General features: G+C 33.5%; 22 protein-coding genes. 11 read left to right on the forward strand and 11 right to left on the reverse strand.

Annotated elements, in window-relative coordinates; genetic code table 11:
- Window positions 1-12: 12 nt before the first annotated feature.
- A complete protein-coding gene (locus E9099_RS08150) occupies window positions 13-489 on the reverse strand; it encodes an OsmC family protein (protein ID WP_136583163.1) in 477 nt (158 codons plus the stop codon).
- A gap of 92 nt (window positions 490-581) precedes the next feature.
- Here E9099_RS08150 and E9099_RS08155 point away from each other — a divergent pair, with 92 nt between their 5' ends.
- Window positions 582-1,037 (forward strand): DinB family protein, encoded by a 456-nt coding sequence (locus E9099_RS08155; RefSeq protein WP_136583164.1) that lies wholly within the window; start codon window positions 582-584, stop codon window positions 1,035-1,037.
- Here E9099_RS08155 and E9099_RS08160 read toward each other — a convergent pair.
- Window positions 1,034-1,759 (reverse strand): PdaC/SigV domain-containing protein, encoded by a 726-nt coding sequence (locus E9099_RS08160; protein ID WP_168800728.1) that lies wholly within the window; start codon window positions 1,757-1,759, stop codon window positions 1,034-1,036. The genes E9099_RS08155 and E9099_RS08160 overlap by 4 nt on opposite strands.
- 92 nt (window positions 1,760-1,851) lie before the next feature.
- Between E9099_RS08160 and E9099_RS08165 the strand changes: the two genes are divergently transcribed.
- A complete protein-coding gene (locus E9099_RS08165; protein ID WP_136583166.1) occupies window positions 1,852-2,991 on the forward strand; it encodes a cystathionine gamma-synthase in 1,140 nt (379 codons plus the stop codon).
- 77 nt (window positions 2,992-3,068) lie between these two features.
- Here E9099_RS08165 and E9099_RS08170 read toward each other — a convergent pair whose 3' ends face one another.
- A complete protein-coding gene (locus E9099_RS08170) occupies window positions 3,069-3,869 on the reverse strand; it encodes a THC0290_0291 family protein (RefSeq protein WP_136583167.1) in 801 nt (266 codons plus the stop codon).
- 224 nt (window positions 3,870-4,093) lie between these two features.
- Here E9099_RS08170 and gdhA point away from each other — a divergent pair, with 224 nt between their 5' ends.
- The 4 genes from gdhA to E9099_RS08190 all read left to right on the forward strand — a co-directional run bounded on the left by gdhA (window position 4,094) and on the right by E9099_RS08190 (window position 11,068).
- Window positions 4,094-5,437, forward strand: coding sequence for an NADP-specific glutamate dehydrogenase (gdhA, locus tag E9099_RS08175; protein WP_136583168.1), 1,344 nt, complete (start codon window positions 4,094-4,096; stop codon window positions 5,435-5,437).
- A gap of 126 nt (window positions 5,438-5,563) precedes the next feature.
- Window positions 5,564-7,933 carry a two-component regulator propeller domain-containing protein gene (locus E9099_RS08180; protein ID WP_136583169.1) on the forward strand — a complete coding sequence of 790 codons (2,370 nt, stop codon included), beginning with the start codon at window positions 5,564-5,566 and terminating at the stop codon, window positions 7,931-7,933.
- The gene (recO, locus tag E9099_RS08185) at window positions 7,933-8,655 is read left to right on the forward strand and encodes a DNA repair protein RecO (protein ID WP_136583170.1); all 723 of its coding nucleotides are present in this window, start codon (window positions 7,933-7,935) and stop codon (window positions 8,653-8,655) included. Before E9099_RS08180 ends, recO begins: the two co-directional genes overlap by 1 nt.
- A gap of 4 nt (window positions 8,656-8,659) precedes the next feature.
- Window positions 8,660-11,068 (forward strand): TonB-dependent receptor domain-containing protein, encoded by a 2,409-nt coding sequence (locus tag E9099_RS08190; protein ID WP_136583171.1) that lies wholly within the window; start codon window positions 8,660-8,662, stop codon window positions 11,066-11,068.
- A 49-nt stretch (window positions 11,069-11,117) separates the two neighbouring features.
- Here E9099_RS08190 and E9099_RS08195 read toward each other — a convergent pair whose 3' ends face one another.
- On the reverse strand, window positions 11,118-14,333 hold the full coding sequence (locus E9099_RS08195) for a lamin tail domain-containing protein (protein ID WP_136583172.1): 3,216 nt from the start codon (window positions 14,331-14,333) through the stop codon (window positions 11,118-11,120).
- 43 nt (window positions 14,334-14,376) lie between these two features.
- Between E9099_RS08195 and E9099_RS08200 the strand changes: the two genes are divergently transcribed.
- The gene (locus E9099_RS08200; protein WP_136583173.1) at window positions 14,377-14,853 is read left to right on the forward strand and encodes a regulatory protein RecX; all 477 of its coding nucleotides are present in this window, start codon (window positions 14,377-14,379) and stop codon (window positions 14,851-14,853) included.
- A gap of 59 nt (window positions 14,854-14,912) precedes the next feature.
- Here the strand turns inward: E9099_RS08200 and E9099_RS08205 are convergent, their stop codons facing one another.
- The 3 genes from E9099_RS08205 to E9099_RS08215 all read right to left on the reverse strand — a co-directional run bounded on the left by E9099_RS08205 (window position 14,913) and on the right by E9099_RS08215 (window position 18,189).
- Window positions 14,913-15,407, reverse strand: coding sequence for a DUF6646 family protein (locus E9099_RS08205; protein ID WP_136583174.1), 495 nt, complete (start codon window positions 15,405-15,407; stop codon window positions 14,913-14,915).
- Window positions 15,408-15,412: 5 nt separating this feature from the next.
- Window positions 15,413-16,282 (reverse strand): cupin-like domain-containing protein, encoded by an 870-nt coding sequence (locus tag E9099_RS08210; RefSeq protein ID WP_136583175.1) that lies wholly within the window; start codon window positions 16,280-16,282, stop codon window positions 15,413-15,415.
- Between the two features lie 68 nt (window positions 16,283-16,350).
- Window positions 16,351-18,189: a TonB-dependent receptor plug domain-containing protein gene (locus E9099_RS08215; protein WP_240788976.1), complete on the reverse strand. Its 1,839-nt coding sequence runs from the start codon at window positions 18,187-18,189 to the stop codon at window positions 16,351-16,353.
- Window positions 18,190-18,248: 59 nt separating this feature from the next.
- Here E9099_RS08215 and E9099_RS08220 point away from each other — a divergent pair, with 59 nt between their 5' ends.
- Complete coding sequence (locus tag E9099_RS08220) at window positions 18,249-19,748, forward strand: PLP-dependent aminotransferase family protein (RefSeq protein ID WP_136583176.1); 1,500 nt, start codon at window positions 18,249-18,251, stop codon at window positions 19,746-19,748.
- 1 nt (window position 19,749) lies between these two features.
- Here the strand turns inward: E9099_RS08220 and E9099_RS08225 are convergent, their stop codons facing one another.
- Window positions 19,750-20,289 carry a hypothetical protein gene (locus E9099_RS08225; protein WP_136583177.1) on the reverse strand — a complete coding sequence of 180 codons (540 nt, stop codon included), beginning with the start codon at window positions 20,287-20,289 and terminating at the stop codon, window positions 19,750-19,752.
- A gap of 295 nt (window positions 20,290-20,584) precedes the next feature.
- On the opposite strand from E9099_RS08225, the gene E9099_RS08230 reads away from it, so the two are divergent.
- Both E9099_RS08230 and E9099_RS08235 read left to right on the forward strand, forming a co-directional pair.
- Window positions 20,585-21,064, forward strand: coding sequence for a DUF2975 domain-containing protein (locus E9099_RS08230; RefSeq protein WP_136583178.1), 480 nt, complete (start codon window positions 20,585-20,587; stop codon window positions 21,062-21,064).
- A gap of 3 nt (window positions 21,065-21,067) precedes the next feature.
- Window positions 21,068-21,274, forward strand: a complete 207-nt coding sequence (locus E9099_RS08235; protein WP_136583179.1) for a helix-turn-helix domain-containing protein — start codon at window positions 21,068-21,070, stop codon at window positions 21,272-21,274.
- 57 nt (window positions 21,275-21,331) lie between these two features.
- On the opposite strand, the gene E9099_RS08240 is transcribed toward E9099_RS08235, so the two are convergent.
- Both E9099_RS08240 and E9099_RS08245 read right to left on the reverse strand, forming a co-directional pair.
- Window positions 21,332-22,750 (reverse strand): flotillin family protein, encoded by a 1,419-nt coding sequence (locus E9099_RS08240; protein ID WP_136583180.1) that lies wholly within the window; start codon window positions 22,748-22,750, stop codon window positions 21,332-21,334.
- A gap of 8 nt (window positions 22,751-22,758) precedes the next feature.
- A complete protein-coding gene (locus E9099_RS08245) occupies window positions 22,759-23,334 on the reverse strand; it encodes a hypothetical protein (RefSeq protein ID WP_136583181.1) in 576 nt (191 codons plus the stop codon).
- Between the two features lie 379 nt (window positions 23,335-23,713).
- Here E9099_RS08245 and E9099_RS08250 point away from each other — a divergent pair, with 379 nt between their 5' ends.
- Complete coding sequence (locus E9099_RS08250) at window positions 23,714-24,154, forward strand: LexA family protein (RefSeq protein ID WP_136583182.1); 441 nt, start codon at window positions 23,714-23,716, stop codon at window positions 24,152-24,154.
- A 69-nt stretch (window positions 24,155-24,223) separates the two neighbouring features.
- On the opposite strand, the gene E9099_RS08255 is transcribed toward E9099_RS08250, so the two are convergent.
- Window positions 24,224-24,502: a F0F1 ATP synthase subunit epsilon gene (locus tag E9099_RS08255; protein ID WP_136583183.1), complete on the reverse strand. Its 279-nt coding sequence runs from the start codon at window positions 24,500-24,502 to the stop codon at window positions 24,224-24,226.
- Window positions 24,503-24,515 lie beyond the last annotated feature (13 nt).

Genomic DNA, 24,515 nt, shown 5'->3' on the forward strand with positions numbered 1-24,515 from the left:
TTAAAACTAGTTTTAGAACGGCGGAGTTTCCGCGAAAGCGTTATGCAAAATCGGAAAATTACAGGAGCGTGCTATAAAACACATGGCGTTGGCGTCGTGATGTAATTGATTAGCCTTGTCTATCATATTTGTATGTTGGACGGTAACCTTAGGGTGTAATGTGACGCTTGTAAATTGGCCACTACCATTATTGTTTTCTTCCATTGTGCCTTCGGGTTGGTCTGTGTAACTTAGGACGATTACGTTATTGGTTGCGCAGAGGTGTAAATACCAAAGCATGTGGCAAGAAGCGATGGAGGATAATAATAATTCCTCTGGATTATAGCGTGTGTGATCACCTAGAAATGCGGGGTCTGCGCTGGCTAAAATAGCTTGTGTTTTGTCTTTTACGGTTATACTATGGTTGCGATTATAGTTTTTGTAATGCGAAGTGCCTTGTCCTAGATTGCCGGTCCAATGTATTGTCGCTTGGTAATGGTGGGTTTTCATTTTTTTAAAAATTAAAGTCTAAAGTTAAAAATCCAATTGTAATTAGTTTAAGTTTTTTTTATTTAGTTACTTGTGGCAAAAATTGAAATACTATGGACTTTACTTTTGATGTCACTATAAAAAACAGACAATTATTAAACCATTTTCTGGAAAGCTTTACTTTAGAACAGTTAAATAAAGTGCCAACAGGTTATACTAATAATATTTTTTGGAATGTGGCGCACACTGTCGTAACGCAACAATTGTTGGTGTATAAATTATCTGGTTTGGACATGCTTATTAGTGACGCGTTAGTCGAAGCTTATAAAAAGGGAACAAAAACAGAAGGCGATGTGACGCAAGCTGAGGTTGATGAAGTAAAGGGTTTATTGTTTTCTACTATCGAAAAAACAAAGGAAGATTATAATAATAAAGTGTTTAAAACTTATAATGAATACACTGTATCTACCAAAAGTACTTTAAGGACTGCGGAAGATGCTATTACATTTAACACCTTTCATGAAGGCATCCATTTAGGGTATATTTTAGCGCTTAAAAAAAATATCTAGTAATTTAGATATTGGTCTACTACTGTAAAAGGAATGGTGAATTCGACAAGCTCTTTAGTAAAATTTCCTAGTTCAAAATTGTCATAAACGATAATAACACCATCGTCGTTAAAGCCGATGGTTTCTGGAAGTTTGAAATCGCTAGTGTCATCGGTTAGGCTAGTGTAAGTTGTCAGTATTTCTTTATCGTAATACTTTTTAGCAATGGTTTTGAAGGCATCCATGTTATTGATGATGTCTTTAGTGGCTAGAGATTTTCCGTTTGTTAAATCAAAATTAAAAAACTTAAATCTTAAGCTACTGCTGGCGGATCCTGTAGAGATACTTCCATTCATGGCAATACTTACAAGACCTTCACTTTGGTAAGAGACTTCTCCATCAATAAGCGCCTCCCATCTTGAAAATTTATTATCAAAATTTGAAAGCAATGTTTCATTAAAATTAATGTAAGCATCGTTAAAAGCTTTGATGCTTTCTTCTACAGATTCTTTTTTGTTTTTAGCACTATCTATATTTAAAACATTACAAGCAAAACCTATTAGTGTGTTGTTTATGTTTTTAGCGGTTTTAGATTTTCCTTGTGCTTTAGGGATAATTATTTCTACAAAGGTTTCCTTTTCTTTTGAAATTTGAGTTTCAGAAAACGTTATAACTTTGTCCTTTTGACAAGACACGGTTAGTAATAAACAGGTAAACACAGCAAAAACTACTGATTTTGACATAGATAAAGTGTTAAACATAGACTAAAGGTATTGTTCTAGTTTGAATACCACGAATTTAAAAACTAATTTCGTGGCTAACAAAGATTTTTGCTATGAAATTTAATACAAAAACAATACATGGTGGTCAAAAACCAGATCCAGCATATGGAGCTGTGATGCCACCAATATATCAAACGTCTACTTATGTACAAACGACACCAGGTGGACATAAGGGATTTGCGTATTCAAGATCTCATAACCCAACACGCCAAGCTTTAGAAAATGCCTTTGCGAGTTTGGAGAATGGCGCCTTTGGATTAGCATTTGGATCAGGAATGGCTGCTATTGATGCCGTGATGAAAATTTTAAAGCCAGGTGATGAGGTAATTTGTACCAACGATTTATATGGTGGTACCTATCGTTTGTTTACTAAGATTTTTGAGGGGTTTGGAATTAAGTTTCATTTTGTTGATATGCAAAAGGCTTCTAATATTGAAGGGTTTATTAATGAACAAACTAAATTGATTTGGGTAGAAACACCAACTAATCCAATGCTAAATATTATTGATATTGTGGCTATTGCTAAAATCGCGAAACAGCATATCGTGCTATTAGCTGTGGATAATACGTTTGCAACACCCTATTTACAACAGCCTTTAGATCTTGGGGCGGATATTGTGATGCATTCCGCAACCAAATATCTAGGAGGACATAGCGATTTAGTTATGGGCGCTTTAATTGTAAAAGATAAAGCGTTGGCAGATCAATTATATTTTATACAAAATGCAAGCGGCGCGATATGTGGCCCGCAAGATGCTTTTTTAGCGTTGCGCGGCATTAAAACCTTACATGTTAGGATGCAGCGTCATTGTGAAAATGGTAAGGCTGTAGCCGAATTTTTAAATACCCATCCTAAAGTAGAAAAAGTATATTGGCCAGGTTTTGAAAATCATCCCAACCATGATATTGCAAAAGCACAAATGAGTGGCTTTGGTGGTATGGTGAGTTTTGTTGCTAAAGGAAATAATTATGACGAAGCCATTAAGTTTGTCGAAAACCTTAAGGTCTTTACTTTAGCGGAATCTTTGGGGGGTGTGGAGTCCCTTTGTGGGCATCCTGCAAGTATGACACATGCTAGCATCCCAAAGGAAGAACGTGAAAAGATAGGAGTAGTAGATAGTTTAATTCGTTTAAGTGTTGGTATCGAAGATGAGGCCGATTTAATAAAGGATTTAAGTCAGGCTTTAGGTTAATTTATAACGATGTTAAAACAAAAAAAAACTCAAGTGTAAACTTGAGTTTTTTTTATTTTAACACTATATTTTATCTGTTAATCTAAGTAATAAATATAACCTACATTTAACCAAACCAACCAATCGTTGTTCTTGTTAGAATTTAATTGATGGTCCAAACCGTCAACCCAATCGCTAAAATAATACTGACCTCTAAGATCTAACATCAAATCCGATGAGTTGTCTAATTTATATCTAACACCAATACTTGAAACTACAGCCCAAGTCGATCCTGATTCCGGGCTAACAGAACCTGGTTCCCATAGTGAGTAAAAATTATTGCTATCTAATACGTTGCCGACATCATTGGTGCCATTATCATAGTCTGTGTATACTTCTGGATTGTATGAAACGAAATGAGCTCCTAAACTTACAAACGGTGCTAACTTGTATCCAAACGCTTGAAAAGAACGGATGCTTAAAGGGTAAAACTCTAACTGCATTCCGATCTCAAAATTGCTAGATTCACCAGTATGACCTCTTAATCGGTCTGCTTCATCGCTAGTCTTGGATTCTTGAACCCAATGTCCAAAGTGTTGAAGTTTTGTTTTGTTATAAGAAATCTCTGTACGTAGTTTAAAGTGGTCATTAAAATAATTGTCAGTTGTATAACAATTACAATTGGCTTGGTAAGCAAAGTTCATGTAGTGGACTAAACCAATACCAAAACCAGTGTTACCAGAATTTGTGTCAGAATCTTGACGTTCTCCAAAATCAGATTTAAAGGCTACGGGTCCAGTGATTATACCGATTTCGTGAGAAAAGCCTAATTGAGAAAACGCAGGGCTAGCACTTAATAGTATAAGTACAGCTAATATCAATTGTTTTGGGTTAAGCATAATAAGGCTTTATTTAGAGGCTATTTATTAAGCAAATATATAAAATCCCGACGAACCCGCAAATTTTAAGGATAAAACGCATCATTTTAATTGATGATTTAATTATATTAATATCAACTATAACGATTGCGAAAACAAAAAAAAAGTAGGTGCTGTATTAAAGATAATGTATCTTTGCAGTACATATTTATGGATTGTATAACAGTATCGTAATTATTTACATAATGAAAGATAAAATTGAAACGTTTTTAGATTTAGTAAGACAAAAAAATGGTAATGAGCCAGAATTTTTGCAAGCAGTACACGAAGTTGCAGAAACTGTAATTCCGTTTATAGAAGATAACCCAAAATATCAAGGTAAGATGTTATTGGAGCGTATGGTAGAACCAGAGCGCACAATAATTTTTAGAGTGCCTTGGATTGATGATAAAGGTAATACACAAGTAAATAGAGCTTTTAGAGTAGAATTTAACTCGGCTATTGGACCTTACAAAGGGGGGTTACGTTTTCACCCATCAGTAAACCTTAGTATTTTAAAGTTTTTAGGTTTTGAACAGGTCTTTAAAAACTCTCTAACAACTTTACCAATGGGTGGAGGAAAAGGAGGAAGTGATTTTGATCCAAAAGGAAAAAGTGATAACGAAGTGATGCGTTTTTGTCAATCTTTTATGTCAGAATTATTCAGACATATTGGTGCTAATACAGATGTGCCTGCTGGAGATATTGGTGTTGGAGGACGTGAGATTGGTTACATGTTTGGTCAATATAAACGTTTGACAAACGAGTTTACAGGTGTACTTACAGGTAAAGGATTGTCTTACGGAGGTTCTTTAATTAGACCAGAAGCTACTGGTTATGGTACAGTGTATTTTGCAAAAAACATGTTAGCGACTAAAAACGATTCTTTTGAAGGGAAAACAGTAGTTATTTCTGGATCAGGAAACGTTGCTCAATATGCTTGTGAAAAAGCAACAGAGTTAGGTGGTAAAGTTATAACAATGTCAGATTCGTCAGGGTATATTCTTGATAAAGATGGTATAGATGCTGATAAGTTAGCATATATCATGGAAATTAAAAACATTAACAGAGGTAGAATTAGCGAGTATACAGATAAGTATACATCTGCGACGTTCCATAAAGGAGAAAGACCTTGGAGTGTTAATTGTGATATAGCAATGCCATGTGCAACTCAAAATGAGTTGGATAAAGCGGAAGCTGAAATGTTAGTTAATAATAAGGTATTAGTTGTTGCTGAAGGCGCAAACATGCCAACGACACCAGAAGCTATTGAAGTACTTCAAAAAGCTAAAGTGTTGTTTTCTCCAGGAAAAGCATCTAATGCAGGAGGTGTTGCTACTTCAGGTTTAGAAATGAGCCAAAATTCTTTACGTTACAATTGGACTAGAGAAGAAGTTGATGCTAAACTACATCAAATTATGGATGATATTCACTCTTCTTGTGTGCAGTATGGTACTCAAAAAGATGGTACCGTAGATTATGTAAAAGGAGCAAATATTGCTGGTTTTGTAAAAGTTGCTGATGCAATGTTAGCACAAGGCGTAGTATAAAAAAAAAGAGTATAAATATTAAAACCCCTAATTTTATTAAGATTAGGGGTTTTTTAGTGTTATATATTAATAGCTTGGATACAATAAATTGTGGTATTTTTGAGTTTTATAATTGATTTTAAAAACATGCTTACAAATAAGATTAATTTTCAATTGTTTATTCTTTGTATAAGTTTTTTAACTATACAAGTTGGTAGTGCTCAAGATTTTTCTGACGAGTGGACTGGTCATTTTTCTTATTTGAATATTAAGGATGTTTCTCAGGGCAGTGAAAAAGTATTTGGAGCTTCAGACAATGCTGTTTTTGTGTATGATAAAAACACCAATGAGATTGAAACACTATCCACGATACATGGATTGTCGGGAGAAACCATATCAGTTATAAAATATGCAGAAGATAGTGGGTTGCTTTTTCTTGGGTTTGAAAATGGCTTAATTCAGATCTATGATGAGGTTAATAATTCTGTTTTATCCGTCGTTGATATTTTAGAAAAACCAACAATTCCCCAAAGTGATAAAAAAATCAATCATTTTAATCTAGTAGATGATACGGTTTACATCTCTGCGGATTATGGTATTTCTGTTTATAATTTAGATAGATTGGAATTTGGAGATACATATTATATAGGAGCCAGTGGATCGCAAATAGTAATTTCTCAAACATCAATTTTAGATGGATTTATTTATGCGGCAACTGCTTCTGGACTAAAAAAAGGGTTATTAACTAATCCTAATCTTATCGATTATCAAGAGTGGACACAGGTTGTTGCTGGTAATTGGATTGGAATAGAAGCTGTTGGAGAACAATTGTTTTTAGTTAATTCTAGTAAAAGCCTATATGAGTTTGTTAGTAATACATTACAACTTAAAGCAACATATCCCAATTTTATTGAAGATTTAAGGGTTTTTGATAGTCAATTGGTTGTTGCGACGCAAAGAGAAGTATATGTGTATAATCCTGAAAATTTTGTAACTATAGCTCAAGTTGTTAATACAAGTGAATTTGATGTTAATTATACATGTGCGTTAATTGATGATTCTAATACGATCTATATTGGAACAAATGGAACTCCGGCTAATGGTAAAACTGGATTTGGAGTTTTGAAAACTACGGTTAATGATGTTTCTGTTATGGAGGAAATTCATCCAAACGGGCCTTTATTAAATAATTTTTTTAAAATTAAAACCTTATCAGGTCATATATATGGTACTCATGGAGGTTATGATGTTAGTTTTAATCCTTATGCTATTACTAATCAAAGAGCTGGTGTTAGTCATTATTTTGACGACTCTTGGCAGAATGTTAGTTATGATGATCTTTTGGAGTTAACAGCAGAGACCAGGTCTTTGTCTCATATCTCTATTAACCCTTTAAATGCAAATGAAGCATATATAAGTTCTTCTATTGGTGGGCTTTTAAAATTAGAGAATAATGTTCCGTCCGTTTTTTTTAATGAAGACAATAGTACGTTATATCCCTTTGTTCCAAATAACTATTTTGTGCATGCGTCAGTTTTTGATTCTGAAGGGACGCTTTGGGTCATGAACAGTCGATACGATTTTCCGCTTAATAAATATAAAGAAGGGCAATGGACTTCTTATAGTTATTTAGACGTGATTGATCCTGCCCAAGATAATAAAGGCTTTGCTTCAATTATCGTAGATGCTAATAATACTATTTTTACAGGGTCATATAATTTTGGAATTATTGGTTATAACGCAAGTACCGGAGATTTTAATACTATAGATGAAGCAGAAGGTATGCCATCGAATGCTGTTATTGCTTTAAATATTGATAGAAATGGCCAGTTGTGGATGGGAACAAATCATGGTTTGAGAATTATTTATAATACTAACGACTTTATAGATGGGACGCCAGAAATAGATGATATTATTGTTTCGGATAATGGTGAGGCTAGCGAGTTATTGTTTCAACAATACATAACGGATATCGAAGTAGATGGTTCTAATAACAAGTGGATTGCAACCTTAGATACCGGGCTTTATTATTTTTCTTCAGACGGGCAAAACACTATTTTTCATTTTACAAAAGATAATTCTCCTTTACCAACAAACGACGTATTGGATGTTGATATTGATGATGAAAATGGGATTATTTATATTGCAACGGATAAAGGGCTAGTTTCTTTTAGGTCTGAAGCTTCCAAGCCTCAATCTACGCTACAAGATGCCTTTGTTTATCCTAACCCAGTGCGGCCAAACTTTAATATTTTAACAGATAAAGTTAAAATAAGAGATATTTCGGAAAACGTAAATATTAAAATTACTGATATTGAAGGTAATCTAGTGGCGGAAGCGGAGTCCAGAACAAACTCTAGATTTAAGGGTTATAATCTTGAAATAGATGGAGGAACAGCGTTATGGAATGGGAAAAATTTGGGAGGTAACATTGTAGCCTCTGGAGTGTATTTGATAATGCTTAACGATTTAGATACCTTTGAAACAAAGGTTTTAAAAGTAATGGTTATAAGATAATGTTTATCACTACAAATGCCATTGTCCTGTCTAAGCTTAGATTTAGAGATAACGATTTAATTGTTAAATGCTACACACAAAAACAAGGTGTTGTTAGTTATTTGTTAAAGGGTGTTTTGTCTTCAAAAAAAAGCAATAAAAAAGTGGCTTATTTCCAGCCCTTGTCGCAATTGCAATTAAATACAGATTACAAACCAAATCGCTCTTTGCAGTATATAAAAGATATAAAAACAGATTTTTTATATGCGTCACTTCATACCAATATTTTAAAGAGTGCTATTGTCATGTTTTTGGCAGAAGTTTTATCGCATGCTTTACAGGAAGAAGAACAGAATGATTCTTTGTACAGTTATATACAGACCACTTTACAGTGGTTGGATACCAATGATAGTTATTCTAATTTTCATTTATTGTTTCTTATACAATTAACTAAATACTTAGGATTTTATCCAGATCAAACAGACATGGAAACCGCTTTATGTTTTAATTTGTATGATGGCGAATTTCAAGAGGAAAGCATTTCTAAGTATAATGTCTCAGGCGAAAATTTAACACTATTAAAACAGCTTTTAGGCACATCATTTGATGACTTAGATAGTATCAAAATTAACGCAAAACAAAGACAATCTTTTTTGGCTCTTATTTTAGTGTATTTTGAATTACATTTGGGAAATTTCAAAAAACCAAAATCTTTACAAATCCTTAATGATGTTTTTAATTAAAAATATGAAGTTTCTTTTTAGCATTTGTTTTCTATTCTTTTTCTCGTTTACGGTGACAGCACAGACTATAAAAGTGATGGATAAAACCACTAACGAGCCAATTTTTGGAGTCGCTATTTATAATAACGATCAATCTAAAAGTGAAATCACAAACCTTAACGGAGAAGCAAGTTTGGATAACTTTAAATCGACAGAGTTGCTACACTTTCAGCACATGTCTCATGAGTTAAAGCAGATTATAAAAAGTAATATTAAAAATAAACGTGTTTATTTAATGGCTAGTCAACAAGGTCTGGATGAGATTGTGATATCTGCTTCCAACTTTGGACAAAGAAAAAAAGATATTCCTAAAACTATTGCAACCGTATCTGCTAAGGACGTTACCTTTAATAATCCACAAACTAGTGCAGACCTGTTAGAGGCTACAGGGCAAGTGTACATACAGAAAAGTCAATTGGGAGGTGGTAGTCCAATGATTAGAGGTTTTTCAACAAATAGATTATTAATTACTGTGGATGGTGTGCGAATGAATAATGCCATTTTTAGAAGTGGAAATCTTCAAAATGTGATCTCTATTGATCCTTTATCAATACAAAATACGGAGGTTACTCTGGGTGCTGGTTCAATCATTTATGGTAGTGATGCTATTGGAGGAGTGATGAGTTTTTATACTAAAAAACCAAAGTTTTCATTTTCAGATACTCTAAATGTAAAGAGTAATGTGATGTTACGTTATGGAACAGCAAGTCAGGAAAAAACGGCGCATATAGATGTAAATGTAGGCTATCAGAAATGGGCTTTTTTAACTAATGTGAGTTATACCGACTTTAATGATTTAACCATGGGAAGTTATGGGCCTGACGCTTATTTAAGGCCAGAATATGTTGTTACGGAGAATGGTCAAGATGTAATTGTAGAAAATAATGATTCTAGAATCCAAAAATTTACGGGATATAACCAAATTAATTTGATGCAAAAGGTGAGTTATAAAGCTGCGGAAGATTTGGATATTGATTTAGGAGTGTTTTATACAGCCACGTCGGATTACTCTCGTTATGACAGGTTAATTCGCTATAGTGATGATGCGTTAAGATCTGCAGAATGGAATTATGGACCTCAAAAATGGTTCATGTCTAATTTAAGTGTTACAAAACGAAGCAGTAATGCAACGTTTTATGACAATATAAAAACCACATTAGCTTATCAGAATTTTCAAGAAAGTAGAATGGATCGAGATTTTCAAGATAGCGATAGAAACGTCAGGGAAGAGTCTGTAGATGCTTTATCTTTTAATATCGATTTCGAAAAAAAACTTAGTAAAAAATCAAATTTATTTTATGGTTTTGAATATGTTTATAATACTGTTGGGTCTTTAGGCTATACTGAAAACATTGAAACTAATACAGTAGAAAAGGCTGTGTCGAGATACCCAGATGGAGCGACATGGCAAAGTGGAGCGGTATATGCTAGCTATAAATATAAGCCAAATACAAAGGTTGTATTTCAGTCTGGCTTGCGTTATAATATAGTCACTCAAAAGGCAGATTTTACAGAGAATAATCAATTTTTAGATTTACCTTTTTCTGAATCAAATAATACAGCAAACGCGTTAACGGGTACAGCAGGTGTTACTTGGTTGCCTAATCCAATGTTGCAATGGAAATTTAATTTGTCTTCAGCATTTAGAGCGCCAAACATTGATGATACGGGTAAGGTGTTTGATTCAGAACCAGGGTCTGTTGTTGTGCCTAATGATAATTTAGATCCAGAATATGCATATAGTGGAGAGCTAGGATTAAAGTTGAATTTTGATAAAGTTGTTGTCTTAGATATGGCCACGTATTATACTTATTTAGATAATGCTCTAGTTAGACGTAATGGGTCGTTAAATGGTGAAACACAAATTTTATATGATGGCGAGTTAAGTAATGTGCAATCCATTCAAAATGCCTCAAAATCTTGGATTTACGGTTTTGAAATTGGAGCGCAAGTTAATTTTACAAAATCATTTAAATTAACATCTCAATATAATGTTATTGGTGGAACTGAAGAAACTGATGGTGTGGAAGTCCCTGTTAGACATGTTGTCCCTAATTTTGGAAATACGCATATTGTTTGGCAAAAAAATAGAGTAAAGGTTGATGGTTTTGTTAATTATAATAGTGAGCTGTCATTTAATAAACTCGCACCTTCCGAAGCGGAGAAGGATTATATATATGCCCTAGATCAAAATGGAAATCCCTATTCGCCGTCATGGTATACTTTAAACTTAAGAACCCAGTATCAAATAGGAGATGACGTAACAGTAACTGCGGCTTTAGAAAATATTACGGATCAACGTTATAGAACCTATTCTTCTGGTATTTCGGCTCCTGGTAGAAACCTTATTGTTTCTTTAAAATATAGTTTATAAAAAAAAAGTCTCAATCTAAATTGAGACTTTTTTATTTACGAAATTAGATCTATTTTTTAATTGCCTTCTTACTAATAATTTGTCCATTACTTAATTCTACTTGGGCTATGTAAAGTGCTTGGCTGAGGTTGGCTAGATTTACAATTTCAGTACTATTGTGACTTTTAAAAGTATATATTATTTTCCCTAATATATCTACTATTTTTATGGTCTTAATCGTTACGTTATTTGGGACAGTAAACTGAACTTGATTATTAGCCAATTCAATTATCGATACATCAGTCTGATTAATATTGTAGCTGTTTGTCGCGAGGCTGCTTGTATTAAACACAATTTCAAAACGGTTATTAAATGCTCCTGATTGAGAAGTAAAACTATAGTCTGATGTTGTTAAGTCCTGAGAAGTATTCTCTAAGTTATCTTTTAAGTAAATAGCGTGGTCTGATAAAAAATCACCCTGAAAATGATCTAGCGATATCGTATAAATAGTAGGCGATGTTAGTCCCGTTTTTAATCCTAATACAATGACTTCGTCGCTGTTTAATGCTTCATTCTGTTTTCCTTGAATAGCTAAAGGAATGTTGCTATCATCTGCAAATGATACTAATATGGCAGAACCTCCACTGTAATAGCGTCTTGCATCGTAGGATGGACCGTCATCCATATTACTTGCGCCAGCAATATAGGCGATTGCAATTTGGCTAAAAACACCATTGTCACTGGTTAAATTTAACCATAATTTATTATCAAGACTTGTATTGTTAGTACGAAAGAATTGATCATTATTACCAATAACGCGCATACTATTATTAAAAGTCACGTGACTAGTTGTACCTGCATAGCTATCAGAGAAATTGACAAAAAAACCTTGACCTGAAGGAATAAAATTATTTGGTACATAGCGTTCGCCTGCAACATTGGCACTAAAATTAATTATTGCGTAATCATTACTACTAAAATTTATTTGCTGATTACCAATAGTCGTGGCAGAAGGCGGTGTCGCTTGGGACCAAAAATAGAGCGCGCCATCTAAAACTCCTGGAGTAACTGTATTTAGTGTTGTTGCGTTTTGAGTGAAGAAGGCATTTGCGTCAATAGCGCTAGGATAGGGGTTTCCAATAAATTGCCAATTATTATCTAGTGTAGAGCTGTCGTTTCTAACTATAGGAACACTAATTTTTCCTGAGTTTAGAGCTGAGCCCAAAAAGGATAAATTTATGCCCGTACTTGCACTGTTTGGTGCAGTCAGTTCTATTGGTGACATCGTTGTTGCATATCCAACGCCAGGAGTCATTATTCCGGAGGGATAAAGTTGCCAATCATCTCCTTCATCATCAATATCATCTTGTCCAACGGTAACGATATTGTTGTTACCTAAGTCTTCTGCTTCCATATCATTAAAAGAACCACCATTAAAAGTAAACTTTCTGTCGTTGCTTGTGTTTGGAACTAAGTTTTCTATTAGAGCATCTACTAATGGAGATCCCCAATACGTATATTCATACCAAGCAACAAAAGGTGCCGTCCGTTTTATGACCTCTATTGGAAATGTTTCTACGGAATTATTTATAAATTTTGTAGTTTCGTTATTCTGTATTAGGGCTCCTGATTCTTGTATAGTAAGCCTTGCGGTATTTATAATATTATGTTCTACTTCTATAAAAGCATTTGGAGTAATAATCACTTCTGCATTTATTGTTAGACGACAGGCTGAAAAGCTAGTCGCAGCACTAGTAATATATGGTCCGTTAATTATGGCAGGGGTATTTATGTTTGGGCCTATACCATTAGACCATACAGTGCCATCCCAAGTTACAGTTGATTCAGAACAAGCACAATCGTTTATGTGGTAGCCTAAAAAAGTAAGATGGTTTGATGTATTACTAGTCCAATCAGAAGCGATGTAATTTGTTGTAGGCGCTTGCACGTTACTGTGTCTAACAAGATTAGTGTTCTGGACAAAATTATTATTGACATTCAGGACACCTATTATGTCTATATTGACACCGTCAGTGTTTTGTAAAGTAGTAATGTCATTACCATCAGACTCTAAAACAACAGCACTCGTACAGTAATCTGCAGTTCCGTTTAAGCACAATTCCGAATTATTTAGGGCTATAATATACGTGGAATGGGGTGGTATGATATCGTCTTCTGGTAACGTTCTAATTTGTGGTTTGTAATTTACCCTTCCGTTGGCAAATCTAGCCAATTGGTAATTCGCAAGACGTATTGGGACGCTTGATGTATTATAGAGCTCTATGTATTTTTCGTTTGGGGTACTGGTTGCAGCTTCGTGATATTCTGAAATGAGTAATGTGGTACAATCTGCAGGTTGTGTGTAAGGTGTTATTTCGCCTTGAGCGTTAACGACTAAAGCGATAGTGTCACACGTTACATTGATATTTTCATTATACGTATTGACTGCTAACCCATAACTTAGTTTCGTATATATTGTGGTTAGCTCTACAGTGTTTAAAATTGGAGATAGAGTTATAGTATTATAATACGGTCCATTTTTGTTTAATGCTATCTCAAAACTTCCAGAAGTAGTAATAACAATGTCATTTGCAATTGACGAACCTTGCACAGTAAATGTTTCTGGTAATAAATCGACATTGCCTTCTACACAACTTAATCCCGATATTACAGTTGTGTTTGGATTAATAGTTACTGTGGGAGTTGTGGTAGCTACACCGTTAATTAGTATGTTATCTAATCTATAGCGTTCATCATTACCATTATTATCCATCGTCACTTTTAGCTGTATTGTACTTCCTGCTAAAAAGAGATTGTGTGATACCGTTGTGATGGCATCAATATCATCGTTTAGCGCACCGTTATTACCTGCTATTGCCCATGGGCCTCCATTAATACTATATGTTGTAGTAAATGTATCGCTAGGCTCTAAATCGTCAAACGTTGGTCTATTATCAACTGCTTCCAATTGAAAAGTAACATCAGTATAATCTGTAATATTTATAATTGGAGAATACCAGATTGCTGGTCCATTGGTGTCGCGTGCTTCTAGATATGTGGAACCACTTTCAATACTAAATTTATCCTCACTACTATCAAAATTAGTCCCAGAAACGTCAATAGACCAATTTACACTAGACATATTAATATCAGTGACTCCCGTTACGGCATTATAAGTTGCCCCTTTATTATTGTCGTTTATAAAACTTTCGTTATAAATAACGGTTTGAGCATACGTAATACAACTAAAGAGTAGTAAGGCAAATAACATTGGTGTTTGTTTCATAAATAGTGGTTTTTTTAAATGATTAATAGCTTATTTTTGGCTTATGTTTAAAAGTCAAGAGTCTTACACAGTAGAAGAAGCAACTAAAAAGTTGGAACACTATTGCGCTTATCAAGAACGTTGTCATAAAGAAGTAAAGCAGAAACTAAGAGACATGAATATGATACCTGAGGCTGCAGATATTATTGTGGTTCATCTTTTGGAGCATAACTTTCTTAATGAAGAACGTTTTGCCAGAGCTTATGCTAGAGGTAAGTTCAGAATAAAAAAATGGGGCAAATACCGAATCACTTTAGAATTAAAGCGAAAGGATATTGCTAAATTTAATGTAAATCAAGCACTTACGGAAATAGATGAAGCGGAATATATTGAAGTGTTTAATGATTTAGCTGAGAAAAAGGTGAATTCTTTGAAGGAAAGTGATAAGTATAAAAAAAGAAAAAAGTTAATTGACTATTTACTATATAGAGGATGGGAAAGTAATATGGTGTATGAAAAAGCAAGCGAATTGATCAAATAAGGCATAAAAAAACCTTTCATTAAGTAATGAAAGGTTTTTTATTGATTTAAAAATAAAGACTATAAGTTAAATACAGCTCCAATATTTACAGTGAATTGATTATTTATCTTTTCAGCAGCAGTTAACGTGTTAGAGTTATATTTTGCTAAAGTAGTACCGAATTCAGAAAACACTCCGAAACCACTAGAGAAAAAGTAACGCATCCCTAAATGACCACCAAAGTTTTTTAAGCTTAAGCTAATACCAGGATATACATCAAAATTATCACTGATATCTAAGACACTACCTAAATTAGCATTAAAACGTCCTTCTAATTCAATACGGTCTTCAAAATTAGCAGATAAGCCATTGCTTAAATTTAAAGCATAACCTGTAACTACACCAATAGATATATTTTCACCTATACCATAGTCATAAGTCAATGCAATACCACTTGCGTTGTTTTGAAGATTTGCTCCAATTTGAAGTTTTTGATCTCCTTTTCCATCAAAAGCTTGTGCACTTACTAAACTTACAGTTAGTAATAATGCCATTAATAGTAGTCCCTTTTTCATTGTATTTAATTATCTTTTAATTTATTGTTTGTGTCGGTAATGGCTTTTTGATTTTTCCAATCAATCCATTTTTGCCCTTTAATCCGACGCATTAAGTTGTCAAAATTACGCATTATAAAGACATTGTATACGGCTTTTCCTAAATTTTTTGGTTGTCTTGCTATGGCCCTTAGGCTCATAGAGAAACCAGGAGTGATATATTTCATGTAATGCCAATAGCCTTCTGGCATATACAATACTTCTCCATGATTTAAATGACACTGCCAACCTTTAGCCTTTTTTAACGCTGGCCACTTAGTAAAATCAGGGTTTGAAAAGTCTATGTCTTCTCTAGCTATTAAAGCATGCGGGACTTTATATAGATAATCGTTTTGATTTTGGTCAAATAAAATAATTTGTTTTTCGCCTTCAAAATGGAAGTGGAATATATTGGCTAAATCTATGTCATAATGCATAAAGGTATAACTATCCCGACCACCAAAAAATAGCATGGGAAGCCTCTTCATTAAACGCAGTCCAAAATCAGGAAAGGTAAAATCCTTTTGAAGCTGAGGGACTTCTTTTAAAATATTCCAAAGAAATATTCTAAACTTTGTAGGCTCACGTTTCAGTAAATCTACATAGTCACTCATTTTCATTTTAGTATGAGGTTCATTAAATCCGTCTTTATGATCAACGGGTCTGTCATCATACAAAGGGACTATTTTGTCTCCAGCGATCGTCTTTATGTATTCTAAATTCCACTTAGTATAGGCAGGCCAATCTGTAATAAATCCCTCTATAACTACTGGTTTTTGAGGCTTAAGATAGTTTTTAATAAAATCCTGCTTAGTTATGGTTTTAACTCTTGGTATGTCTTTAAGGTTTAAGCTCAATTTTAAAAATTTATAGCTCAAAGTTACTAAATCGTTACTAAAAGTAGTGTTATTGTTTGTATACTATTTTAGTTAAAATTATAACGCAGTCCAAATAATACATTACTTGGAGGCATTGGTACATAGCCAGTTTCTATATATTCGGCATCAAAAATATTATTAGCAGTAGCTGTTAATGTAAATTGTTTAAGAGTAACATCAATGGAAGCATCCCAAACATTATAACTGTCTCCTGTTGTACGTTCAGCATGTTTATAAATAATGTTTTGATTTACGTTTTTAAATAGTTTTGTGCTTAAACGTGATGTAAAATGATGCTTTAATGTGTTTAGAGAGTATTTGGATAAATCTTTGTTTTGGTCTAAGATATCGTCTTCTAAAAAACTATACCCAACAGTAAAGGTTTGTTTGTAATCATTAATATTGAAATTGTATTTTGCGTCTATTTCAAATCCTTTTGTTGTGACTTCTGTGATATTAGTAGCTGTAAATACTTCCGTAATATTATTAGGTCTTATAAAGTCTATTAAATCTTTAGAATTACGATTAAATACTGCTGCTGAAATAGCAAGTTTTGCTGAGGTATATTTCAAGCCAATCTCTTGTGAAAATGCTTTTTCTGGTTTTAAGTTTTCGTTTCCAGAGGTAAATGTGTCAGAGTAATATAAATCTGTATACGTCGGTATGCGGTAGGTGTAACCAACATTACCATAAGCTTTTAAGTTGTCGTTTATTTTGACTCCAACGTCTACGCCTGGATAGGCATAAAATTTAAAGTCTGAAAAATAGGTTACAGCAATACCAGGAGTAACATCTACAACATCATTAAACAACTTAAATTGGTGCTCTAAAAATAAGGTAGACATAAAACGTTGTCTGCTACCTAAGTTATTGCTACTAATATAAATTTTAGATAAGTCCACACCAAAACCAGTGGTACCTAACTCGGAGCTATAAGACGCATTAGCTTCTGCTCCAATTTTATTACTAATATGTAAGTTTCTGTATACTGTAGGGTTTTCTCTTAGATAAACATATTCATCTTGATTACGTTTCCAATATAAACGAGGTTTTATGGTTAAATTTTCGGTGTTAAATATAGTCGAAAACCCTATCAAGCTATTTTGTGTTTCTTCATATTGATCCACAGCACTGGCGCGAGCATAAAACCCATTAGCACCAAATTTGCGCTCTTGAAATGTTGAAATCATTTCAATAGCTTTTTTCTTTTTGTTAAAAACACTTTTTACAAAGTAGTTACTATTATCATAGTCTGTATTGTATATGTATCCTTCTGATGTCATTTTGTCTATATGTACAATATGTGACGAGTTTTCTAAATCCGAACCAACAGTAACGCCTGCATTAAATTGACCAAATGAACCTGCTTCCAATTTTACAGAGACCGTATTTTTTAAACTGTTTTTTGTCACAATATTGATTGCTCCAGTAAATGCATTTTGACCAAAAACCCTTGCAGCTGGGCCTTTTATAACCTCTATGCGTTCAATTACCTCAAGAGGTAAAGCGGCGTTCATGGTATGGTGACCCGTTTGTGCATCGTCCATTTTAATCCCGTCAATTAATAATAACGTTTGGTCAAAACCACCACCTCTTATATATAAATCAGCTTGACTACCAGCTGTTCCACGACGTCTAATATCTACACCAGCTATTTGTTGTAAAACGTCAGCTACGTTAGTTGCTGCGCTGTTTTTTATGTCTGAAGACGAAATAACAGAAATAGTTCTAGAGTTTTCTTTAAAGGGTAACTCAATTCTAGACGATGTAATAAGTACAGAATCTAATTTTTGTTCTTGTTCTAGATCTTGTGCTTGTATTGTTATTGTAAACAAAGCAAGTAAAGTAAATAAGTAAGTCGATTTCATAATAATAGTTAATCGCATTTTTTGCGGTGCGAAATTCGTAACTTTCCGGATCACTAAAGTAGTCCAGTTTTAAAACAATGAGTAGTCCGGTTGATGACATATTAGAATCTTTAATTAGTTTTGAGAAATCGACTACCACGTCAATTTATATTCAGATCTCACAACAGATCATTAATGCTATTCAACGTGGTTATTTAGCGGAAGGAACTGCGTTGCCAGGAACCCGAAAATTTAGTACATTATTTGATATAAATAGAAATACTGCAGTTGCTGTTTATGATGAGTTAGCATCTCAAGGTTGGGTTGATATCATTGCTAACAAAGGTACGTTCGTGTTAATGCCTGAAAAGAAAACAGCAGCTATAAAAGGTGTCGTTCAGGGTTTGGATAAATTAAAAGCATATCCTGAAACAGCAGGTTTCCCATTTCAATCTTCTTTTAATTTAGCATCTACTGAAGAGTTTTCTGTAAGTAAGTATGTTATTAACGATGGACAGCCGGATTTAAGATTGCATCCAACACACCAATTTTCAAAATGGTACAGTGCATCAATGAAACGTGGTTCTTTAATTTCAAAATGGAATCAAACCCAGGAGCAATCTTATAGAACCTTTAGTAAACAGTTGTGTAACTACCTAAATGCAACAAGAGGATTTCATATAAAGCCAAATAAGATTATCAGTACGCGCAGTACAGAGATGAGTTTGTATATTGTGTCGCAACTTTTAATTAAAAACAACGATGTGGTGCTTGTAGGGCATTTAAGTCATTACAAATCTAATATGATTTTCCAACAAGCGGGGGCCAATATAATTACTATTCCTGTTGATGACCATGGGATTGATGTCGATTTTATTGAAAAGAATTTTACAAAACAGAGTATCAGATGCGTGTATGTTTGTGCACATAGACAATATCCAACAGCGGTAACACTAACTGCAGAGCGCCGATTAAAATTATTGCAATTAGCAAAAGCATATCAATTTGCGATTATAGAAGATGATTTTGATTACGATTTCCAGTTTGATGGTTCTGCAATGCTGCCTATGGCTAGCTCGGATGGAGAAGGGGTTGTTATTTATTTGGGGCGATTGGGACAATCATTTTTTCCTAGTTTTCAAATAGGATTTGTGGTGGCACCAGAAAATATAATAAACGAAGCTAAAAACTACTTGCAAATTTTAGATAAACAGGGAGATTTAATTCAGAAACAAATACTTACAGAGCTTATTTCTGAAGGCGAAATACATCGGTTAATCAAAAAAAATATAACGATCTATAAACAAAGACGTGATTATTTATGCGCGAGTTTAACTATTCATTTTAAAGATGATGCTACTTGGCAATTGCCAGTAGGAGGTTTAGCTGTTTGGTTGTGTTTTAAAATACCCGTATCGCTTATTAAGTTAGCAGAAAAAGCAAAGGCAAACGATTTATTTTTACCTAAAACAGTGTTGTATCAAAATAAAGACATTTGTGCGATACGATTAGGTTTTGGCCATTTAAACGAAGATGAAATTGATAATGTAATTAAAATTTTAAAGACTGCTTTTGAGGATGTTAAAAGTCTTCTTTAGTTTATGTTGTTTTTTGATTTTTAAGAGCTTCTTTGTCTATCCACTTAAAGTCGTTTGGTATAGTAGCGTCAAGTAGTTCTATATTTAATTGTTCGGAAAGGTCGTATCCCATTTGGATGGCATCTGAAAAGGAGTCTTTTGAGTATAATTCAAAATGTTTATTTTTATTGTACCATAGGTTTACCACGAAAGTATAACTTCCATCAGTTAATGGTTTGTGAAAAACTGAAACATACGTGTAGTTTTTGATAGTTTGCCATTTACCAAGTTTTAAAGGACCTACTTCTAGCGTTGTTTTAAATCTTGACTTTTCAATATCGATATAAATTCTTTTGGTTGAACATAAGCCCATTGCGGCAAGTATAAGTAATAGGACTAATTGTATATCACTAGATATGTATCTAAAATAGTTGTTGCTCCAATTGAAGTGGAATAAATCTTTTCCGATGATATATACCACTATTGTAAGTAATAAAGCAGCAAGTGGTAATTGCCAAAAAGGTCTATCGTTTTCTGAAATTAGTAAAGTGTTCTTTTTCAAATCAATGTTTTACTTTGTATTAAATTATATGTCACAGTTAACATTTGTTTTTAGATTAGCTTGTGTAAACTTTTTTTTAAATCAGACACAAACCTATATTAGTTTTTAAGCCAGGTTTAGGCATAGAGTTTTAGTCATGTTTTTTGTTAAATATACGAAGCTCGTATTCTTTTTTAAAATTAAAGCACTAATTTTTTATATTGATTTTTTATATTGATTTTTTATAAAATATTATTGTTTATCAATAATTTTTATATATTTGTTATTGTTAAACGATAATAAATGTATTTTAATTATGAAAAAAATAAAAATTTTACATTGGTTTGTAATAGCATTGATAGCAATATATTTTGTTATTTTTTTATCCAATATTTTTCTATCCGTATATACTCCTGATTTCATGAATTTTTCAGACGAATTTTATAGTCAATTTATTTTTGGTTACTATACTCAGTTTGTAGGTTTGGCAATTTCAGTTGTAACTTTTATTGCTTTATTTTTTCTAAAAAAGGGATTACTGATAACAATTAAGAATGGTTTTTTTAATAAGAATAGTTCAATTAAATTTAAAGTCACAGGGCAACTTTTAATAATTTCTGGAACTTTAAGTTTGCTTTGGAGTTTAGTATTGTTAGTGTATTCTGAAGGGAAATCTCTATTTATAGGAATAGAGGCAAGTATTTTATTAATGTTAATTGGTTTTAGTTTATTAGTACTTACAAGTTACATTCAGAACGGTAGTCTATTACAACAAGAAAACGACCTAACAATATAGCCGATGTCCATAACAGTAAATTTAGACGTCATGTTGGCCAAGCGCAAGATGAAAAGTAAAGACCTAGCTGAAGTTATAGGTATTACAACCGCTAATTTATCTATCCTTAAATCAGGAAAAGCTAAAGCAGTTCGGTTTTCTACTTTGGAAGCTATTTGTAAAGCATTAGATTGTCAACCAGCAGATATTTTAGAATATACAGCGGATTAAAAAAACCTCACAGATTTAAAATCTGTGAGGTTTTTTATTTATGATTTAATAGTAAGGTTATTCAGTTTTACTATCATCTATTTTAGCAGATTCAATAGGTGTTTTGTCCTTACCTTTTAAATACTCAGGTAAATCCATACCAGCCATATTAAACATGTCTTGTAAAGGTGGAACTGATTTATACATTCCTGATAAGAAGTTAGCAGTTGACGACTTCCCGTCAGCACCACTTCCACCATTTTCCCAAACGGTAACTTTATCTATTTTAATATTTTTAATAGCTTCAGCTTGAGTTTTAACTAGCTCAGGAAGTTTATCGGCAATTAACAATAATACCGCATCTTTAGAGTTATTTCCTGCTGCTTTAACAATTTGCTCCATACCAGCTGCTTGCTTAGTTAAAATTTCAAACTGACCTTGCGCTTCGGCTTGCGCTTTAAACAAGATGGCATCGGCTTCCCCTTTTGCAATTCTTCTAATGTTTTCGGCACGTGCTTCTGCATCAATTTCGACTTTACGTTTATCAATTTCTGCTGGTACAATAATGTCGGCCATTTGAGAAGAACGTTCACGTTCTGCTCTTGCAGATTCTGCTATTTGTTCTGCAGCATAAGACTCTTCTAATGCTTTTGCAGTTTGTACTTTTTCTGAAGCAACAGCAACACGTCCAGCTTCCGCTTCACGTTGACGACGTAAAGAATCTGAATTAGCCACTGCAATTTTAGCTGTGTTTTCTCCTTCTACTGCTTGTGCATTTGCAGCAGCAACTTGTGTACGTTCATCTTGGACAGCGTTAGCTTCACCAATAGATCCATCTCTAGTTTTCTCTGCAACAGATTTACGAGCGGCGTTAATAGCATGCGCTGCAGCCTCTTTACCTAATGCCTCGATATAACCAGACTCGTCAACAATATCTGTAATGTTTACGTTAATTAGTTTAAGACCTACTTTCTTTAATTCTGATTCAACACTTTGAGAGATATTAGTTAAAAACTTATCTCTATCACTGTTAATTTCTTCAATATCCATTGACGCTACGACTAAACGTAACTGACCAAAGATAATTTCTTGTGCTAATTCTTGGATTTGACTTTGTCCTAAGCCTAATAAACGCTCGGCAGCATTTTGCATAATACCTGGTTCTGTAGACACTCCAATAGTAAAACGAGACGGTACGTTAACACGAATGTTTTGCTTTGATAAGGCATTAACTAAATTTACTTCAATAGATATTGGAGTTAAATCTAAAAACTGATAATCTTGTATTACCGGTAAAATAAAAGCAGCGCCACCATGAATGCATTTAGCAGATTGTCCGCCACCAACTTTACCATAAACGACTAGTATACGGTCGGAAGGACAACGTTTGTAACGTCTAACTAAGACAATTAAGAATAAGAAAATAAATAGCACAGCAGCAATAATAGCTACTGGGAATCCTAAATTTAAGGACTCTGGGTTGATTTGTAGGTTCATAGATTTATTTAGTTGTTAAGTTTTTCGATAATTAATATGCCGTTAGATGTAACGGATTTTACTTTTATGACAGTACCCGTTTTTAAATCGGTTGGATTATCAGTCAGTGCTTCTAGTTCGCGCAAAGCGCCCTGAATTCTGACATGTGCTTTTCCTATTGACGATCTGCTGGCACCGACAGTCAGATAAACTTCACCAATCTGGTTAGTGGCATTTTTATAGTCTAAAGTGCCACTATCGCTTAACTTTCTCATAGAATAAAACATACCAGCCATAATACCCATCATTGCTAAACCACAAATTATAGATATAACGACGGTTAAGCTATAAGAAAAATCAGCATCAATACAGGCAATTCCAGACCATCCGAAAATAGTAAAAAAGCCCACCAGATTTTTTAAGGTTATAAATTGAAACCCAATACCCGTGTCGCCTTCAATATCAGCATCGACATCACCAAATTCGTCAGTATCGCCTCCTGAAAGGGATAAACCAATAGTTATTATAAATATAAATGAAGCTAGTAATGCGATGCTCCAATACAATTTTGGAAACCATTCTAAGCTGTAAAACCAGTCTATCATAATGTGTTGTTTTAAAGATGAAATATAGTGCGTTTGAATGTCTTAAGCAATAATTAAACGAAACGATTTTAACATCCTATTATATTGGTAGTCGTAATTGTAGTTTTGTTACAAATTAATTGCTAGTTTTAATGTTAATAGCGTGTTTTATACATCATTTCTTGTTTTTTTTTGTCGTCTTGTAATGATGTAATGTCTATCTTTAGAAAAGTAATTTGATGTCGTATTAAGTTGTACGTAAAGTAGGTTTTTAACTTTATAAGGGACAGTAGTTGTGCGTTACCACAAGGGTCAGGCTTTCACTACTCGCTCTCTGCGAGGAGCTCAAACATACCGTTCAATCCTTAACGCATCCTAAGCTAGCTAATGTAATAAAATTATGATAACACTTAAATCTCAAGGTTTAACGCTCTTTACGCCTCAGACTGTAGATAATACAGCTGGTCACTATTTTGATACGGGAATTTCTGCGGGATTTCCATCACCAGCCGAAGATTTTAAAGGACAACGTCTGTCATTAGATGAAACGTTAGTCAAAAACAAAGACACGACGTTTTATGCTAAAGTTAGTGGTCAGTCTATGATTGGTGCAGGTTTAGACGATAACGATTTATTAGTAATAGATAGAAGTTTAGAACCAACAAATAATAAAATTGCAGTGTGTTTTCTCGATGGTGAATTTACTGTAAAACGATTGCGAGTTTCGCAAGACGAGATATGGTTACAACCAGAAAATCCAAATTATCCAATTATAAGAATAACAGAGGATAACAATTTTCTTATTTGGGGAATAGTAACTAATGTAATTAAGAAGGTGTAGTTATAGATTATAAGACATAAAAAAAGCGAAACATAAGTTTCGCTTTTTTTTATTAATAAGGTAAAAATATTAGTCAGCTAATATAATTACTTTGTTTCCATTCATTTCTAACGTACCAGAATTGATATTTAGTAAAGTGGTGTTTTTGTCACCTTTTGTAAAGTGATTTTCAACCTCTTTTTCTAATACTATATTACCACTTATTCTTACAGTTCCTTCTTTTAAAAGAGAGACTACAGGTGCGTGATTATTTAACATTTCAAAGTTACCATCAATTCCTGGAACAATAACGCTAATTACTTCTCCACTAAATAATGTTGCTTCGGGTGATACTATTTCTAAATACATAATTCTAAGTTTT

It is taken from the genome of Psychroserpens sp. NJDZ02 (genome assembly GCF_004843725.1).
GTDB lineage: Bacteria > Bacteroidota > Bacteroidia > Flavobacteriales > Flavobacteriaceae > Olleya.